Origin of the sequence: Curtobacterium sp. NPDC089185 (assembly GCF_040685235.1) — a bacterium.
GTDB lineage: Bacteria > Actinomycetota > Actinomycetes > Actinomycetales > Microbacteriaceae > Curtobacterium > Curtobacterium citri.
Window position 1 is genome coordinate 1 of record NZ_JBFBHK010000018.1, and the last position, 17,076, is coordinate 17,076.

General features: G+C 73.5%; 13 protein-coding genes. 8 read left to right on the forward strand and 5 right to left on the reverse strand.

Annotation, left to right across the window (positions count from 1 at the left end; all coding sequences use genetic code 11):
• Positions 1-104 precede the first annotated feature (104 nt).
• Entirely contained in the window at positions 105-2,165 is a 2,061-nt protein-coding gene (locus tag AB0N84_RS14320; protein WP_363547466.1) for a transglycosylase domain-containing protein, read from the reverse strand.
• Positions 2,166-2,425: 260 nt separating this feature from the next.
• Positions 2,426-3,409 carry a class A beta-lactamase gene (gene bla / locus AB0N84_RS14325; protein ID WP_363547468.1) on the reverse strand — a complete coding sequence of 328 codons (984 nt, stop codon included), beginning with the start codon at positions 3,407-3,409 and terminating at the stop codon, positions 2,426-2,428.
• A 92-nt stretch (positions 3,410-3,501) separates the two neighbouring features.
• On the opposite strand from bla, the gene AB0N84_RS14330 reads away from it, so the two are divergent.
• The 5 genes from AB0N84_RS14330 to AB0N84_RS14350 all read left to right on the forward strand — a co-directional run bounded on the left by AB0N84_RS14330 (position 3,502) and on the right by AB0N84_RS14350 (position 8,885).
• Positions 3,502-4,140, forward strand: coding sequence for a helix-turn-helix domain-containing protein (locus AB0N84_RS14330; RefSeq protein WP_289457094.1), 639 nt, complete (start codon positions 3,502-3,504; stop codon positions 4,138-4,140).
• Between the two features lie 82 nt (positions 4,141-4,222).
• The gene (locus AB0N84_RS14335; RefSeq protein WP_363547472.1) at positions 4,223-6,904 is read left to right on the forward strand and encodes an MMPL family transporter; all 2,682 of its coding nucleotides are present in this window, start codon (positions 4,223-4,225) and stop codon (positions 6,902-6,904) included.
• A 124-nt stretch (positions 6,905-7,028) separates the two neighbouring features.
• A complete protein-coding gene (locus tag AB0N84_RS14340; RefSeq protein ID WP_069713085.1) occupies positions 7,029-7,475 on the forward strand; it encodes a MarR family transcriptional regulator in 447 nt (148 codons plus the stop codon).
• 49 nt (positions 7,476-7,524) lie between these two features.
• Positions 7,525-7,737 (forward strand): hypothetical protein, encoded by a 213-nt coding sequence (locus AB0N84_RS14345; RefSeq protein ID WP_182047365.1) that lies wholly within the window; start codon positions 7,525-7,527, stop codon positions 7,735-7,737.
• 53 nt (positions 7,738-7,790) lie between these two features.
• Complete coding sequence (locus AB0N84_RS14350; RefSeq protein ID WP_289457091.1) at positions 7,791-8,885, forward strand: alkene reductase; 1,095 nt, start codon at positions 7,791-7,793, stop codon at positions 8,883-8,885.
• A 79-nt stretch (positions 8,886-8,964) separates the two neighbouring features.
• Here the strand turns inward: AB0N84_RS14350 and AB0N84_RS14355 are convergent, their stop codons facing one another.
• The gene (locus tag AB0N84_RS14355; RefSeq protein WP_363547477.1) at positions 8,965-9,555 is read right to left on the reverse strand and encodes an NTP transferase domain-containing protein; all 591 of its coding nucleotides are present in this window, start codon (positions 9,553-9,555) and stop codon (positions 8,965-8,967) included.
• A gap of 11 nt (positions 9,556-9,566) precedes the next feature.
• Positions 9,567-10,511: a factor-independent urate hydroxylase gene (gene pucL, locus AB0N84_RS14360; protein ID WP_289457089.1), complete on the reverse strand. Its 945-nt coding sequence runs from the start codon at positions 10,509-10,511 to the stop codon at positions 9,567-9,569.
• A 313-nt stretch (positions 10,512-10,824) separates the two neighbouring features.
• Between pucL and AB0N84_RS14365 the strand changes: the two genes are divergently transcribed.
• Genes AB0N84_RS14365 through AB0N84_RS14375 form a run of 3 tightly spaced genes read left to right on the forward strand, consistent with a single transcriptional unit; the run spans position 10,825 to position 15,481 of the window.
• Positions 10,825-11,667: an FAD binding domain-containing protein gene (locus AB0N84_RS14365; protein WP_363547480.1), complete on the forward strand. Its 843-nt coding sequence runs from the start codon at positions 10,825-10,827 to the stop codon at positions 11,665-11,667.
• Positions 11,664-14,495 carry a molybdopterin cofactor-binding domain-containing protein gene (locus tag AB0N84_RS14370; protein ID WP_363547483.1) on the forward strand — a complete coding sequence of 944 codons (2,832 nt, stop codon included), beginning with the start codon at positions 11,664-11,666 and terminating at the stop codon, positions 14,493-14,495. Before AB0N84_RS14365 ends, AB0N84_RS14370 begins: the two co-directional genes overlap by 4 nt.
• The gene (locus AB0N84_RS14375; RefSeq protein ID WP_363547486.1) at positions 14,495-15,481 is read left to right on the forward strand and encodes an XdhC family protein; all 987 of its coding nucleotides are present in this window, start codon (positions 14,495-14,497) and stop codon (positions 15,479-15,481) included. The genes AB0N84_RS14370 and AB0N84_RS14375 overlap by 1 nt, the downstream gene beginning before the upstream one ends.
• 193 nt (positions 15,482-15,674) lie before the next feature.
• Here AB0N84_RS14375 and AB0N84_RS14380 read toward each other — a convergent pair whose 3' ends face one another.
• On the reverse strand, positions 15,675-16,970 hold the full coding sequence (locus AB0N84_RS14380) for an amidohydrolase family protein (protein ID WP_363547489.1): 1,296 nt from the start codon (positions 16,968-16,970) through the stop codon (positions 15,675-15,677).
• Between the last annotated feature and the right edge of the window lie 106 nt (positions 16,971-17,076).

Consider the following 17,076-nt stretch of genomic DNA (forward strand, 5'->3'; position numbering starts at 1 on the left):
GGGGGGGGCCCCCGGGGCGGGGGGGGGGGGGGGGGGGGGCCCCCCCCCCCCCCCGCGGGGGGGGGGGGGGGGGGGGCCCCCCCGCCCCCCCCGCCTCCCGTCCGTCAGCCGACCGGCAGCGCCGCGTTCACCGCCGTCTGCGCCTGCCGCCAGACGTCGGCACGCGACCCGGCGTACGTGCCGCCCTGGCCGCTGCCCAGGTACCGGAGGTTCGTCTTCCCACCGTCCGTGTTGCCCTGCCAGTACGCGGTGACCGCCCGCGACGTCCCGCCCACGAGCCAGACCTGGTCGGCCGCGTCGGTCGTGCCGGTCTTGCCGAACAGCGTGGCGCCGTCGAGGGTCTGCCCGCCGGTCGCCGTCCCGCCGCGGAACGCCCCCTGCATGACCGCGACGGCCTGCGCGGCGACGGGTGCCGACACCGCCTGCGTGCAGGACCGGGGCTGCCCGCCGAGCGCGGTGCCGTCCGGACCCGTCAGCTGGTCGACGACGACGGGCGCGCAGTACACACCGCCGTTCGCGATCCCGGCGTAGGCGGCCGCCATCGTCAGCGGTGCGATGCTCGTCGTGCCGAGGATCGCCGCCGGGTTGGCGGGCAGCTCGCCGCCCGTCGCCGGGTGCACCCCCAGTCGGGCTGCGGTGTCGCGGATGTCGCAGAGGTCGAGCTGCGACGCCATGTCCGCGTAGGCCGCGTTCACCGACTGCGCCGTCGCCGAGCGCACCGAGTACGGACCGGTCTGGCCCGGCGAGTCGTTCTTCGGGTCGTACGGTTCGTCGAGCGTGATCCGCTCCCCGCACTGCGTCCACGTGCTGCGTGCCTTCCTCGTGCCGTCGACGACCGCGTCCGCGCTCCGACCCGACTCGAGCCACTGCAGCAGGGTGAACATCTTGTAGGTCGACCCGACCTGGAACCCCGTGGACCCGCCGTTCGACTCGTCCGTCGCGTAGTTGAGCGAGGTGGCGGTCGCCGGGGCCGCGGCGGAGCGGTCGTAGTCCTTGTTCTGGGCCATGGTGAGGACACGGCCGGTGCCCGCCTCGACGGTGTTCAGCGTCGCACCGAGGGCGAGACGGCTCTCCGTGGCCGGGTCGCTCCGGTCGAGCAGTTCCCGCTGCTGCGTGTTCAGGTCGAGGTCGAGCGTCGTCTGCACCCGGTACCCGCCCGTCCGCCACGCGGCAGCGCGTGCGTCGGGGTCGGCGCCGAGCTGGGGCAGGTCCCGGGCGACCTGCTCGGCGTACGCACAGGCGAACTCGGCGCCGCGGACCGCCGACTCGCAGCCCTGCTGCGGCGCGGTGAGCCGGACGTAGTCGGCGGGTCGGGACGCGAGCGCCGACGCGAGGTCCGCATCGCTGAGGTGACCCTGCTCGTGCATCGAGCGGAGGATGACGTCCCGGCGGGCCTGGTTGTCGGCGTGGTGCGCGGGCGTCGACAGGTCACGCCGCTCCGGCCACTGCACGATGGCGACGAGGGACGCGGCCTCGGCGGGGCTCAGGTCGGTGGCGTCCTTGCCGTAGTAGCGCTGCGAGGCGGCCTGCACGCCGTAGGTCTGGTCGCCGAAGTACGCGATGTTCAGGTACGCCGCCAGGATCTCGTCCTTCGAGTACGCCTTCGCGAGTCCGATGGCGAGCTTGATCTCCGCGAGCTTCCGGTCCGGGCTCTTCCGGATCGCCTCGCGGTAGCCGGCGTCGCGCTCCTCCGCGGTGGGGAGCTCGCTCGCCCGTTGGATCTTGATGTTCCGCACGAGCTGCATCGTGATCGTCGAGCCGCCCGAGCCGCCCTTCCCGCCCGAGGCGATGACGCTCGCGACCGACCGCACGAGGCTCGTCGCGTCGACGCCGCCGGTCTCGCGGAAGCGCTTGTCCTCGCCGTCGATCGCGGCGTGCTCGAGCGTGTCGCTGATCTGGTCGAGCGTCAGCTCCTGCCGGTTCTGGTCCCACACGTCGACCAGGTGCACCGGCTGGCCCCCCTGGTACGCCCAGATCTCGTTCCGCTCGGGCAGGTCGCCGATCTCGATGTACTCCGGCATCGAGTCGAAGACGTCGATCGCCGACGTCGTCCCCACGCCGGCGACCGCGAGCACCGGGGTCACCCCGACCCCCACCAGCAGTCCGGCGAGCACGCTGCCGCCCACGAAGCCGAGTGCGGCCCCCGTCACCCGTCGCATCGCCATGTCGTCCCCCTCGTCGTCGCGCCCCCGGTCATCCGGCGGCGTCCCGGCGACCCTCCCAACGCTCCTCGGGCGTCCGCCCGGGGTTCCCCGGGGAGGACCGGCGTGCGGGCTGGGAGACGACCGAGTCGGCACGGATCGTTACCGACGCAGCTGCCGTCGTCACCGCCCCGTGACCGACTCGTGACCGGGTCGTGACCGTGGGCTGACCGTCGGGGCACCCGGCGGTGCCCGGTGGTACCCGGCGGTGCCCGGCGGTACGACTAGCCCAGCCGCTCGAGCGCCACCCGGGTCGCCGCCGCGACGAGGGCGTCCGAGGGCTCGGCGGCCGCGCGGTCGTGCGACGTGAACACCACGAGCACGATCGGGTCGCGTCCCGCCGGCCGCACGACGGCGATGTCGTTCCGCACGCCGTACGAGGCGGTGCCGGTCTTGTCCGCGACGGACCACCCGCCGGGGACCCCGGCCCGGATCGTGCCGTCGCCGGTGGTCGTGCCCGCCATCGACGACAGCAGGAGCGCACGGTCGTCGGCGTCGAGCGCGTCGCCGACGAGGACGGCGCGCAGGTCCGCCGCCGACCGAGCGGGCGTCGTCGTGTCGCGCTCGTCGCCCGGCACCGCGGTGTTGAGCTCCGGCTCGACCCGGTCGACGCGGGTCACGTCGTCGCCGATGCCGCGGAGCCACCGCGAGACCCCGTCCACACCGCCCGACCGTTCGACGAGCAGGTTCGCCGCGGTGTTGTCGCTCTCCCGCACAGCGGCGTCGACGAGTGCTCGGACCGTCATGCCCTCGTCGACGTGCCGACTCGTGACCGGGGCGTACTCGAGCAGGTCGTCGCGGCCGTAGTGCACGACCTCGTCGAGTCCCGCGGCGCTCGTGGCGTCGAGTCCCGCGGCGCTCGTGGCGTCGAGCACCGCGGCCGCGATGAACGCCTTGTTCGTCGACGCGAACGCGAACCGCTCGTCGGCGCGGTACCCGATCGAGCGGCCGTCGGCGGTGTCGATCGCCACGACGCCGAGGCGCGCGTCGGACCGCTGTTCGAGGGCCGCGAAGGCGCGGGTCGTCGCGGCGTCGGTGGTCGGAACGTCAGTCGTCGGGGCTGCCGGGGTCGGGCTCCCCTCGGCCGTCGCCGCGGCGCTCGCCCGGTCGGTGCTCGGTGCGTTCCCGGATCCGCCGGCGCTGCAGCCGGCCAGCACGAGCGTCATCGACACTGCGATCGCCGCCAGGACCGTCCTCGTCGTCCGCACGCCGCCAGCATGCCGGACCGTCGGGGGACGAACCTGAAGATGCTCTCGAAGAAGGTGCACCGAGTGCATCGATGCACCTAGTGTTGTCAGACGTGACCACCACGACCGACCGCCGCACCGCCCTCAAGGCGAAGCACCGCGCGGCGATCCTGCAGGCCGCCCGCGACCTCATCGACGACCGCGGAGGACGTGGGTTCAGCGTCGACGACCTCGCCGCCCGCGCGGACATCGCCCGGCGGACGGTCTTCAACCACTTCGCGTCCCTCGACGAGGTCCTGCTGGCCGTGTGTGAGGAGGAACTGTCCGTCATCATCGACCGGTTCCTGGCCGACATGGCACGCACGCCCGTCGGCGACGGCAGCCGGGCGTCGATGTTCGAGGAACTCGAGTCCGCGGCGCGCGGGGCCGACCTGGCCCCGGCGATCTCCGGCATGTACCGGATCATCGGCGAGCCGGGCAAGGAGGACCCGAAGGCCGCCGTGCTCACCCAGACGGCGTTCTCCCGGGTCACCGACCGACTCCGCGACGAGGTCGCCCGGCGTCACCCCGGTGCCGACCCGCTCGACACCGCGCTGCTCGTCGACTCCCTCATGAGCGGCATCGTCGTCATCGCCGACCACTGGCTCACGCACGACGGACCCGACCTCACCCCGGACGCACTACGCGCGTGGGACGACCTGCTCGGTCGGCTCGTGCACAGCGTCCGCTCCGGCTACATGCCGTCCCACTGACACCACCGACACTCTCCCGCGGGGTCCACCGGCGCACCCCGCACCGCACCAGCACCACCCACGAAAGGACGGGGCACCCGCAATGGCCGGTCTCCTCTACCGTCTCGGACGGTTCTCCGCACGACGAGCCTGGTCGGTGGTGATCGCCTGGATCGTCATCATCGGCATCGCGGGCCTCACGTACGGCCTCTTCGCCGGCACGATCTCGTCAGCGATCTCCATCCCGAACACCAAGACGAGCCAGGTGCAGGACCAGCTCGCCGACAAGTTCCCGTCGGCGAACGGCGGCAACGGGTCGATCGTGTTCGAGACCACCGACGGCAAGGCCTTCACCGACGCGCAGAAGACCGAGGTCACGTCGTTCCTCGACGGGCTGAAGGACCTCGACGGCGTCAAGGACGTCCGCGACGGCTTCGCCACCCAGGACCAGCTCGACGAGCAGCGGCAGAAGATCACCGACGGCCGCGAGCAGATCGCCGACGGCCGGAAGCAGATCGAGGACGGTCAGGCGCAGCTCGACGCGCAGAAGGCCCAGCTCGAGTCCGGCAAGCAGCAGATCGCGGACGCCCAGGCGCAGCTCGACGCGCAGAAGGCCCAGGCACAGGCGCAGGCACAGGCCGCCGGAGCCGCCGCCTCGAGCGCTGCGGCGCAGGCGCAGGCACAGGCCGGCCAGCAGCAGCTCGCCCAGGCGCAGGCGCAGATCGACGCGCAGCAGCAGCAGATCACCTCGGGTGAGCAGCAGATCCAGGCCGCCCAGCAGGAGATCGACGCCAACACGACGAAGCTCGACGACAGCGAGCGCGAACTCGAGCAGGGATCCGACCTGCTCGCACTGTCCAAGGGCATCCGCTTCGTCTCGACGAACGAGTCCGCCGCGATCGGCACCGTGCAGTTCACCACGTCGACGAACGAGGTGCCGGCGGAGACCAAGGACGCCATCACGAGCAAGGCCGACGACGCGGGCATCGACGGCGTCGACGTGTACGTCTCGCAGGACATCGCCCAGGGGGTCCCCTCGATCCTCGGACCCGGCGAGGTCATCGGCCTCGTCGTCGCCGCGATCGTGCTCTTCCTCATGCTCCGCACGGTGATCGGTGCAGCCGTCCCGCTGCTCTCCGCGGTGCTCGGCGTCGGCGTCGCCTCGCTCGCCGCCCTGTCCTTCTCGAGCCTCGTCGAGTTCATCTCGGTCACGCCGGTGCTGGGGGTGATGCTCGGCCTGGCGGTCGGCATCGACTACTCGCTGTTCATCATGAACCGGCACCGCACGCAGCTGAAGGCCGGCATGGGCGTGCACGAGTCGATCGGGCTCGCGAACGGCACCTCCGGCAACGCCGTCGTGTTCGCCGGTGCGACCGTGATCGTCGCCCTGCTCGCGCTCAACATCACCGGGATCCCGTTCCTCGGCCTGATGGGCACGGTCGGCGCGGTCGCGGTCCTGTTCGCCATCCTCATCGCGACCTCGTTCACGCCGGCGCTCATGTCGCTGCTCGGCATGCGCCTGCTCCGGAAGAAGGAACGCGCGCGCATCGGCGACACGGGGTCGATCCGGGTGCCGAACAAGCCGATGTCGACCTGGCGCGCGGTGATCACCCTCGTCGCCGGTGTCGCCGTGCTCGGGACGATCGCGCTCCCCGCGACGCAGATGCGCCTCGGGCTGCCGACCGGCGCATCCGAGGCGACCGACTCGTCGCAGTACATGGCGTACAAGGCGCTCGAGCGCGAGTTCGGTGCCGGTCAGAACGGGCCCCTGCTCGTGGTGGCCGACCTGCCGAAGGCGATCGCGGAGGACGACGTCACCGCGACCGAGGTCACGATCGGCAAGGCGCTCGTGCAGAACGACGACGTCGACGCCGTCCTGCCGATCGGCGCGTCGAAGGACCGCGACATCATCGCCTTCCAGGTGAAGCCCGCCGGCGGCCCGGACAGCATCTCGACCGAGGAGCTCGTCAAGGACCTCCGCGAGCAGACCGTGTCGAGCGACGACGGGCGGATCACGCTCGGCGTCGCCGGCAACGCGAGCGCGAACATCGACGTGTCCGAGAAGCTCGCGGACGTCCTGCCGCTCTACCTCGTGGTGGTCGTCGGCCTGTCGCTGATCATCCTGATCCTGGTGTTCCGGTCGATCCTCGTCCCGATCACCGCGACGGCGGGCTTCATCCTCTCGATCCTCGCCTCGTTCGGTGGTCTGACCGCGATCTACCAGTTCGGCTGGCTCAGCTCCGTGTTCGGCACCCACGACCCGGGGCCCATCCTGAGCTTCCTGCCGATCATCGAGATCGGCATCCTGTTCGGGCTCGCGATGGACTACCAGCTGTTCCTGGTGTCGGGCATGCGCGAGGCGTACGCCCACGGGGCGAGCGCGAAGGTGGCGGTCCAGCGTGGTCTGCACGCGGGACGCGCGGTGGTCACGGCAGCCGCGATCATCATGATCTCGGTGTTCTCGGGCTTCATCTTCTCGGAGTCCTCCACCATCAAGCCGATCGGCTTCGGCCTGGCCTTCGGGGTCCTGGTCGACGCCTTCGTGGTCCGGATGCTCCTCATCCCGGCGGTCATGCACCTGCTCGGTCGGAGCGCCTGGTGGATCCCGAAGTGGCTCGACCGGATCCTGCCGGACGTCGACGTCGAGGGCGCCAAGCTCGAGCGGTCGCACCCGTCCGACGCGCGCGGCCACGACGACGGCGCCGCGCACCGCGGTTCGCACGCCGCGGACGTCGAGCCGGACGCCAACGCGCACGAGGGGCACACGCCGACGCACCGCGCGTAGGCGACCCGCGTCACGACGCACCAGCGTGGAGGCCCGGTGCCGGTCCACGAGACCGGCACCGGGCCTCCCGGCCGTCGTGCGGCACGCAGTCGCGACCGTTCGTGCACGAAGGTATCGTGGGCGCATGGATGCGACCGACGTCGACCCGCTCGCCCTCGACCGCCAGCTCTGCTTCGCCCTGGCCGCCACGAGCCGCAGCGTCGTCGGCCTGTACCGCGACCTCCTCGAGCCGATGGGCCTGACCCACCCGCAGTACCTCGTGATGCTCGCCCTGTGGGAGCAGGACCCGCGGTCGGTGCGCGGGATCGCCCGGGAGCTCCGGCTCGACTCCGCGACGCTCAGCCCGCTGCTCAAGCGCCTGGAGGCGTCCGGGTACGTCCGCCGCACGCGCAGCACGGTCGACGAACGCCAGCTCGAGGTGTCGCTCACCACGGCCGGTCGCGCCCTCCGGGATCGCGCCCGAGCCGTCCCCGTCGCCGTCGCCGACCGACTGGGGTGGCCCGTCGAGCGGCTCGAGCGCTTGAAGGACGACCTCACCGAGCTGCTCGGTCGGGTCGACACGCTCGACTGACGACGGCGGGCGTGGCAGAATGGTTCGTGCACGAACGAAAGGGTGGACCGTGGGTCGCTTCGGCAAGTGGTACGACCGCTGGAACCGCACGCTCATCGAGAAGATGGGTCCGTCGCAGATCGGTGCCGGACGCGTCGAGGGCGTCGACGACCGCACCGTCGACCGTCCCTGCCCGATCTGCCACCAGCCGCTCTCGCAGCACACCGTGATCCGTCCCGAGGGCCAGGTCCGCTCGAGCACGCTGGTGTGCCCCGGTCGCTGAGGATCCGCCGTGCCGGGGGAATTGCCCCGCGCAACACGTGGTTGAACGGACACGTGAAGCTCTTCGAAGCCGCCGACCTCGGCGCACTCCACCTCCGCAACCGCATCGTCATGGCACCCCTCACCCGGACGCGCGCCGGTGAGCAGGGCATCCCGAACGACCTGCTGGTCGAGCACTACGCGCAGCGCGCGAGCCTCGGCATGATCATCACCGAGGGCACCTGGCCCGTGCAGGAGGGCCGCTCGTACCCGGGCCAGCCCGGCATCGAGACCGACGAGCAGGTCGCCGGCTGGCGTCGCGTCACCGACGCGGTGCACGAGCGGGGCGGCACCATCGTCATGCAGCTCATGCACGGCGGTCGCGTCTCGCACACCGACATCTCGCAGACCCCGCGGATCGTCGGCCCCTCGGCCGTCGCCGCCCCGGGCCAGACCCACCTCGCCGACGGCTCGAAGGCGGACATGCCCGTGCCGCACGAGCTCACCACCGACGAGGTCCGCGAGGCCGTCCAGGGCTTCGCCCGTGCCGCCCGCAACGCCATCGCCGCCGGACTCGACGGCGTCGAGGTGCACGGCGCGAACGGGTACCTCGTGCACGAGTTCCTCTCCCCCGTCTCGAACACCCGCACCGACGAGTACGGCGGCTCCCCCGAGAACCGCGCACGCTTCGCCGTCGAGGTCACCACGGCCGTCGCCGAGGCGATCGGCGCGGACCGCGTCGGCATCCGCCTCTCGCCGCAGCACAACATCCAGGGCGTCCTGGAGGAGGACGACGCGGACGTCCGCGCGACCTACACGGCCGTCGCCGAGGGCCTCGCGCCGCTCGGGCTCGCCTTCGTCGACGTCCTGCACGCCGAGCCGGGCAGCGACCTCGTGCAGCACGTCCGTCGCACCGCCGGAGCGCCGTTCATCGCGAACTCCGGCTTCTCGTCGATGACGACCCGCGACGAGGCGATCGCGCTGCTCGACGGCGACCTCGCCGACGCCGTGGCCGTGGGTCGCGCGGCGATCGCGAACCCGGACCTCGCCGAGCGCTGGGAGCAGGAGGCGGAGCTCAACGAGCCGCGCCCGGAGCTCTTCTACGGCGCGACGGCCGAGGGCTACACGGACTACCCGACGATGGCCGAGGTGTCGGAGCGCGTCGCGTAGTCGACGCGACCAGCGACGGACGGGAGGCGCGGTGCCGGCTGGCACCGCGCCTCCCGTCCGTCTCCGGTCCGGTCCGCTGCTACCGGGTCGCCTCGTGCGGCCGGTCCCGGTCGGTGCCGTCCCACAGGTCGGCGCAGTCGACCCCGGTGACGCCCGCTCGACCGAGCCAGACTCCCGCGGACCGGTCGGCCGGGTCGGCCGTCACCGCGGCGAGGAGCCCTGCGCGGTGGTCCGGACCGACGAGGACGGGGTGGCCCGGCCGCTCGCCGAACACCGCGCGCCGCAGGACGTCGCGGTCCGACCCCGGTCCGAGCACGCGCCGGACGACCGCGGCGGGCAGCGTCGGCAGGTCGACGAGGGTGATGCAGGCGGTGTCCTCGTCGTCGAGGGCGCGCAGCCCCGCGGCGAGCGACGCCCCCGGCCCGGTCGCCCAGTCGGCGGCGATGACGACCCTCACGTCGGGAGCGATCGGGACGTGCGTCCGTGCGCGGTCGGCGGCGGCTCCGAGCACCACGACGACCTCGGCGCAGCCGCCGGCGCGCAGGGCGTCCACCGCCAGCGTCGGCCAGGGCACGCCGTCCGGGCTCCGCACGAGCGCCTTCGGGGTGCCCATCCGGGTGCCGGCACCCGCGGCGAGCACGACCCCGACCACGCGGCGCCGATCCCGCACGGCGGCCGGGCTCACACGAACGCGGGCACCGACGTCCACGCCGCCGGGGCCTCGGCGACGCCGTCGCGGACGACCGTGCCGGAGATGAGGCCGTAGGGGCGGTCCGCGGCGAAGAACACCTCGCCGGGGTTCTCGAGCCCGAACGGTGCGAGGTCGACGAGGAAGTGGTGCTTGTTCGGCATCGAGAAGCGGACCTCGGCGATCTCGGGGAACGCCTCGATCGCCGTGCGGCCCATCGCGAAGAGGGTCTGCTGGAGCGCCAGCGAGTGCAGCTCGGCGAAGGTCGCGAGCATCCGGTCGAGCACGCCGGCGTACACCGCGTCGTAGTCGATGCCCGCGGCGACGGCCTCGGGCGTGTAGCGCCAGCGCGCGGTCACCGAGGTCGCGAGGATCCGGTCGTCGGTCTCCGCGAGCGTCGTGTAGCCGTCGCGGGGGAAGCCGTGGAACTCGCTGCCGGTGCTCTTCAGGACGGTGAGGTCGGTCACGCCGGCGAGCACGTGCACGTCGTCGCCGTCGACCTGCACGACGGCCGTCCGCGTGCCCCGACCCGAGCGGACGAACGAGTGGTCGTGCTCCCGCCCGTCCACGGCGATGCGCTCCCAGGCGTGCTGCTCGGCCGAGAGGGTCGACCCGTCGTACCAGTCGAACGCCGTCGCGAAGTGCCGGCCGAGGCGGAGCAGGAACTCCTCCGGGCTGCCGACCCCGTGCTCCTTCGCGAACGCGTACACGGTGTTCTTCTGCGTGTCGGTGGCCACGACCTTGGCGTTGTCGCCCTCGGTGTACGACTCGGCGAGCGCCGCACCCCGGAGCTGCGTCGTGACGGTGAGGTCCTCGATCTCGTGCCGGTCCGTGTCGCGGGTGACCCGGACGAGCCGGACCTCGGCCTTGCCGTACTGGTTCGCGCCGAGACGGACGGACGTGGTGGTGGGGGCGGACGTGGCCTCGGTGATCTCCATGACGGCGACGATGGCACCCGTGTGTTTCGGTGGTGCGTCGATCAGGTCACGGGTTCGGGCACCGGCCGTGATGCCGGCGTCGCTCCCCCGTAACGACGCTGAAACACCCGTTCCCTACCGTTGCCGCAACGACCCGATCCGGTCCGACCCGATCCGATCCGATCCGACAGAGGAGGCCCCGTGGCACGCACGACCGCACCCCGAGCGGCGTCCCGACGTGCTCGTGGGGCGTGGAACCGCGGGATGATCGCGCACGGCCGACGGCCGCAGGTGTCCCCCGACCCCTCGCCCGTCATCCCGATCGGACCCTCGCATGGACCTCGTCACCGTCCGCACCGTGCGGACACCGTCGCACCGCGACGACCTCGCCCTCGCCCCCGGTGAGCAGCCCCTCGCCGGCGGGACCTGGCTGTACTCCGAGGAGCAGCCGGGCACGACCGGCCTCGTCGACCTGACGACGCTCGGCTGGCCCGACGCGGAACGGACGCCCGACGGTCTGCGCCTCGGCGCCACCTGCACGCTCGCGGCACTGCTGCGCGTGCGACCGGAGCCGGACTGGCGTGCCTGGCCGCTCGTCGACCGGTGCGTGAACGCACTGCTGGCGTCGTTCAAGGTCTGGAACGCGGCGACCGTCGGCGGCAACGTCGCCACCGCGCTGCCGGCCGGGGCGGTCACCGCGCTGCTCGTCACCCTCGACGCGACCGCCGTGGTGTGGACGACGGACGGCGGGGAGCGTCGACTGCCGGTCGCGGACCTCGTGACCGGACCGCGCACCACCGCACTGAACCCGGGCGAGGTCGTCCGGGCCTTCGACGTGCCCACGGCGGCGCTCCGCGGGACGACCGGCTTCCGCCGGGTGTCGCTCAGCCCGCACGGGCGGACCGGGACCCTCGTCACGGCTCGACGGGATGCCGACGGCTTCGTGCTCGTCGTCACCGGCGGGACCCCGCGCCCACTCGTGCTGCGGTGGAACACGATCCCGGCGACGGCCGAGGTGGACGCCGCCCTCGCAGCCCACGACGACTGGTACGACGACCCGCACGGCTCCCCGGACTGGCGGCGAGCGGTGTCCCGACGCTTCGCCGCCGAACTAGTCGCCGAGGCGGCCGGCGCCGCCGCCGCCGCGACCGACGCTGCCGACGGGGGTGCCCGATGAGGCTCACGGTCGACGGCACCGAGCTCGACACGAGCCCGCAGCCCGGACAGGTGCTCCGGACGCTCCTCCGCGAGCACGGCGTCACCGCGGTGAAGAAGGGCTGCGACGCAGGCGACTGCGGTGCGTGCTCGGTGCTGCTCGACGGCGTGCCCGTGCACTCCTGCATCACGCCCGCGCACCGGCTCGAGGGCCGCACGGTGACCACCGCCGCGGGCCTCGGCACCCCGGAGGACCCGCACCCGGTGCAGCGGGCGTTCGCCGAGGCGCCGGGCTTCCAGTGCGGCTTCTGCACGGCCGGGTACGTCGTCACGGCCTCGGCGCTCGACGACGACCAGCTCGCCGACCGGCACCGGGCGCTCAAGGGCAACGTCTGCCGGTGCACCGGCTACCGCGCGATCGAGGACGCCCTCGACGGGGTCCGCAACACCGCGTGCGCCTCCGCCGGGGACGCCGTCGGTACGTCGGTCGCGGCACCGGCGGCGATGCGCATCGTCACGGGCCAGGAGGAGTACACGCTCGACGTCCGGCGGACCGAAGCGCTCCTCCACCTCGCGGTCCTCGGCAGCCCGCACGCGCACGCCCGCGTCACCGCGATCGACACGAGCGCGGCCGAGGCGCTGCCGGGGGTGCACGCCGTGCTCACCCACCGCGACGACCCGGGCGTGCTGTTCTCGACCGGGCGCCACGAGTCGCGGCTCGACGACCCCGACGACACCCGCGTGTTCGACACCGTGCTGCGCTTCCGCGGGCAGCGGGTCGCGGCCGTCGTCGCCGACAGCGTCCGCACCGCCGAGCAGGCCTGCGCGCTGCTCCGGGTCGAGTACGAGGTGCTGCCGAGCGTGCACGACGTCGACGCCGCCCGGCTCCCCGGCGCACCGCTCCTGCACGGCGACAAGACCACCGAGGAGCACCGGATCGCCGACCCGGGCCGGAACGTGGTGGCCGCCCTGCACGGCGGGACCGGTGACCTCGAGGCCGCCCTCGCCGCGTCCGCGGCGACGGTCGAGGGCACCTGGTCGACCGGCCGCGTCTCCCACGCCGCGCTCGAGACGCACGCCACCCGCGGATCGCTGGACCGGGACGGGAGGCTCGTGCTCCGGACCGCCACGCAGGTCCCGTTCCTGGTCCGCGACGAGGTCGCCCACGTCTTCGGTCTCGACCCCTCGCGTGTGCGCGTGGTCGCCAAGCGGGTCGGCGGTGGGTTCGGCGGCAAGCAGGAGATGCTCACCGAGGACCTCGTCACGCTCGCCGTCCTCCGCACCGGACGCGCGGTGCAGTACGAGTTCAGCCGCCGCGACGAGTTCACGATCGCGCCGACGCGGCACCCGATGCGCGTCCGCGTCCGTCTCGGTGCGGACGCGTCGGGACGACTGACCGCGATGCACGTCGACCAGACGATGGACACCGGCGCGTACGGCAACCACGGCGTCGGCGTCATGTTCCACTCGGTGAGCGAGTCGGTCGCCGTGTACCGCTGCCCGGTCAAGCGCGTGGACGCGGAGTCCGTGTACACGAACAACCTGCCGTCGGGCGCGTTCCGCGGGTACGGCCTCGGCCAGGTCGTGTTCGCGATCGAGTCCGCGATGGACGAGCTCGCCCGACGCCTCGGCCTCGACCCGCTCGAGTTCCGGCGGCGCAACGTCGTCGTCCCCGGCGACCCGCTCGTCGTCACCGGTCCGGACGAGCAGGACGACCTGCGCTGGGAGGGCAGCTACGGCCTCGACCAGTGCATCGACCTGGTCGAGGACGCCCTCAGCGCTCCCCTGCCCGAGGTCCCCGCGATGGACGGGCCGCCGCTCGACGACGCGGCCGTCGACGGGACGGGGGACTGGGCGTTCGGCACCGGCGTCGCCCTCGCGGCGATCGCCACCATGCCGCCCCGCGGGCACCACGCCCACGCCTCGGTCGAGGCCACCGAGGACGGCCGCTACCGCATCGGCGTCGGCACGGCGGAGTTCGGCAACGGCACCACGACGGTGCACACGCAGCTCGTCGCCACGGCGCTCGGCACCACGCCCGACCGGGTCGACGTCCACCAGTCCGACACCGACGCCGCGCGGTACGACACCGGTGCGTTCGGTTCGGCCGGGGTCGTCGTCGCGGGCAAGGCGCTGTACGCCGCGGCGCTGGACCTGCACGACCAGATGACGGCGCGCGCGCTGACGATCGCGGCCGCCCGGACCCCGAGGAGTGCCGTCGGCCCACTCGGCCCCGCGGTCGCGGTGCTGCCCGACGGCGTCCGCATCGGCGACGAGCTGGTCGGGCACGCCGAGCTCCTGGCCGAGGGCCCCCTCGTCGCGCACGGCAGCCACGACGGGACCCCGCGGTCACTGGCCTTCACGGTGCACGGTGCCCGGGTCGCGGTGCACCGGCCGACGGGCGAGGTCCGGGTGCTCCACAGCGTCCAGGCGGTGGACGCGGGCACGGTCCTCAACCCCGAGCAGCTCCGCGGCCAGGTGGAGGGCGGCGCCGCACAGGCGATCGGTTCGACGCTGTACGAGGAGGTCGTGCTCGACGCCGAGGGCCGGGTCACCACCGACGCGTTCCGCTCCTACCGGGTGCCGAAGATCTCGGACGTGCCGCGCACCGAGGTCCGGTTCGCCGTCACCTCCGACCCGCTCGGACCGCTCGGTGCGAAGTCGATGAGCGAGGCGCCGTACAACCCGGTCGCCCCGGCCGTCGCGAACGCGGTGCGGGACGCGGTCGGGGTCCGCCCGTACCGCCTGCCGATGACGCGCGACCGCGTGTGGGCGATGCTGCAGGACGCGGCAGCGGACGCGGCAGTGGACGCGACGACGACCGACGCGACCGACGCCGGAGGTGCGTGATGTTCGAACTGGCACCGCGCCTCCTGGCCGTCCTCGAGACCGGCGACCCCGTCGTCGTCGCGACGGCCGTCGCGATGTCCGGCAGCGCACCGAGCGGGGTGGGCACGTCGATGGCGGTCCTGCCCCGCGGTCAGGTCGTCGGCACGATCTCCGGCGGCTGCGTCGAGGGGTCGTTGTTCGTGACCGCCGAGCAGGTCCTCGAGGACGGCGTCCCCGTGCTCGAACGGTTCGGCTTCGACGAGGACCCGGACGACCCGGACGCCGTGTGGGCACCGGCACTCCGCTGCGGAGGGCGGGTCGAGGTCCTCGTCCGCCGGATAGCACCCGGCGACCCCGTGGTCGACGCCCTCCGCCGGGCGGCGTCGGGCGTCCCGACGTCGCTCGCGCTCTCGCTCGACCCGGTCACACTCGGCGAGGTCGTCACCGCTCCGGACGGCTGCCGGGGCCGGGTCTTCGTCGAACGTGCCGACGCCCGACCGCGCTGCATCGTGGTCGGTGCCGTGGAGTCCGCCGTCGCGGTGACGAACGCCGCGGCGGTGCTCGGCCACGCGGTGACCGTGGTGGACCCGCGGCCGGTGTTCCTGACCGACGAGCGGTTCCCCGCCGCGGACGAGCGCATCGTCGGATGGCCGACACGGGTGCTCGAGGGGCTGCCGATCGACGCGTCGACCACCGTCGTGGTGCTCTCGCACGACGACCGGTTCGACGCCGCGGTGATCGACCTCGCGCTCCGACGGGGCGCCGGCTACGTCGGGGCGATGGGCTCCCGGGCGACGCACGGTCGGCGACTCGCGGCGCTGCACGCGCTCGGGACGCCGGACCTGGGGCGCCTGCGGTCGCCGATCGGCCTCGACATCGGCGCAGAGACCCCCGCAGAGCTGGCCGTCGCGATCATGGCCGAGGTCATCGCGGTACGTCGGGGTGCTCCCGGCGGCGCGCTCGCCGACGGCTCCGGCCCGATCCACCGGCGCGCGGTCCGCGTCTGACGGCGGGCACCCTCCGAACCACGGATCCGACGTCGAACCGCCCGCGGCGCCTGGTTCGACGTCGGGATCCTGGTTCGATCCGGCGGAGGCGCGCGGACGGTGTGCGGGGTCGGCGTCAGGTACGGAGTCGAGTGTGCGGACGCTCCGATCGTATGATCATTGGAGGCACCGAGACCCCGTGCTCGCCGGACGCTCAGCCGACGGGCGTGCGCGCGAGCCGCTCGCCGAGCCGAGCGGCGATCTCGCGCTCGTCGCCCGTCACGAGCCGGTAGTCACGCACCACCACGCGCCCACCGACGACCACGTGCCGCGGTCGACGGCCCGGGGACGCCCAGAGCAGCCCCGCGACCGGGTCCGCCACGCCCGCGTCCGCCACCCCGGAGACGTCCCACACGCACAGGTCGCCGGCGGTCCCCTCCCCGAGGTGCCCGAGCTCGGGCCGTCCGAGCCCCGCGGCCGACCCCTCGGTCATCATCCCGAGCACCTGGCGCGCGGGCAGCTGCGGCCCGACGAGCGCCGACACCTGCATCGCGAGCCGGCCGTCCGCGAGCAGGTGCCCCGCGTCGTTGCTGCCCCCGCCGCTCGTCCCGAGTCCGACCGGGATCCCGGCCGCCGCGAGCGCTGCGACGGGGGCGATCCCCCACCCCATCGGCACGTCGCACCCGGGTGCGTGCGTCGCGGTCACGCCGGCCGCCGCGAGCCGACCGATCTCGTCGTCCGTCACGTCGCAGAGGTGCGCGATCGTGACGTCCGGCGCCAGCCATCCCCACTCCTCGAGCAGGTCCAGCGGTCGGCGGCCGTACCGCTCGAGCGCGATGGCGGTGTCGACCTGCTCGTTCGCCTGCGTCCGACGCCGGAGCCCGTGCCGTGCAGCGACCTCGCCGAGTGCCCGGAAGGTCGCCTCGCCGTCGGAGTGCACGCCCGCCGGTCCCACCGCCACCTGCAGTCCGCCGTCGGGGTCCACCCCGCCCGCCGCCCGCTCGTGCAGCAGCCCCGTGGCGATCGCGTCCGCCGACGCCGCAGCGCGGTCGGGGTCGTCCCGCGCCGACCCGCGCACGAGGACGAGCCGGCCGCCGAGTCCCCGGACGGCGTCGACCGTCGCCGCGGCGAGCGCGACGGTGTCGTCGGTCGTCGCGTCCGCGGGCCAGTTCAGGTGGTGGTCCGCGATCGTCGTGACGCCGGACAGGAGGCCCTCCGCGGCCCCGGCAGACGCCGCCAGTCCGTAGAGCTCGGGATCGTGCCCCGCCCGGCCGTACGCCGCGGCCATCGTCGGCAGCCAGTCGGCCATCGGCACACCCCGGGTGCCGGGCAGGGTGCGGAACGCCGTCTGCAGCAGGTGGTGGTGCGCGTTCACCAGGCCCGGCGTGACCACACATCCCGACGCGTCGAGCGTGGTCGCCAGGTCGCTGCCGTCGTCGAGGACCACGTCGCCCTCCCGTTCGGTCCGGGGGTCGACGAGCACGCGCAGGGCACCGGTGACGGTCAGCATGGGTGCGTTTGTAGCAGCGTCCTGTTTCCGGGGTGTGTCGGACGGTCGACGGCGCACGGCCGTGCCTGGGTAGCCTCGGCCGGGTGCCGACGGCGTCACGTGTTCC

Coding starts and splice junctions, on each gene's coding strand:
- AB0N84_RS14320 (WP_363547466.1), bottom strand. CDS start 2,165: ATGGCGATGCGACGGGTGACGGGGGCCGCACTCGGCTTCGTGGGCGGC.
- AB0N84_RS14335 (WP_363547472.1), top strand. CDS start 4,223: ATGGCCGGTCTCCTCTACCGTCTCGGACGGTTCTCCGCACGACGAGCC.
- AB0N84_RS14340 (WP_069713085.1), top strand. CDS start 7,029: ATGGATGCGACCGACGTCGACCCGCTCGCCCTCGACCGCCAGCTCTGC.
- pucL (WP_289457089.1), bottom strand. CDS start 10,511: ATGGAGATCACCGAGGCCACGTCCGCCCCCACCACCACGTCCGTCCGT.
- AB0N84_RS14365 (WP_363547480.1), top strand. CDS start 10,825: ATGGACCTCGTCACCGTCCGCACCGTGCGGACACCGTCGCACCGCGAC.
- AB0N84_RS14370 (WP_363547483.1), top strand. CDS start 11,664: ATGAGGCTCACGGTCGACGGCACCGAGCTCGACACGAGCCCGCAGCCC.
- AB0N84_RS14375 (WP_363547486.1), top strand. CDS start 14,495: ATGTTCGAACTGGCACCGCGCCTCCTGGCCGTCCTCGAGACCGGCGAC.
- AB0N84_RS14380 (WP_363547489.1), bottom strand. CDS start 16,970: ATGCTGACCGTCACCGGTGCCCTGCGCGTGCTCGTCGACCCCCGGACC.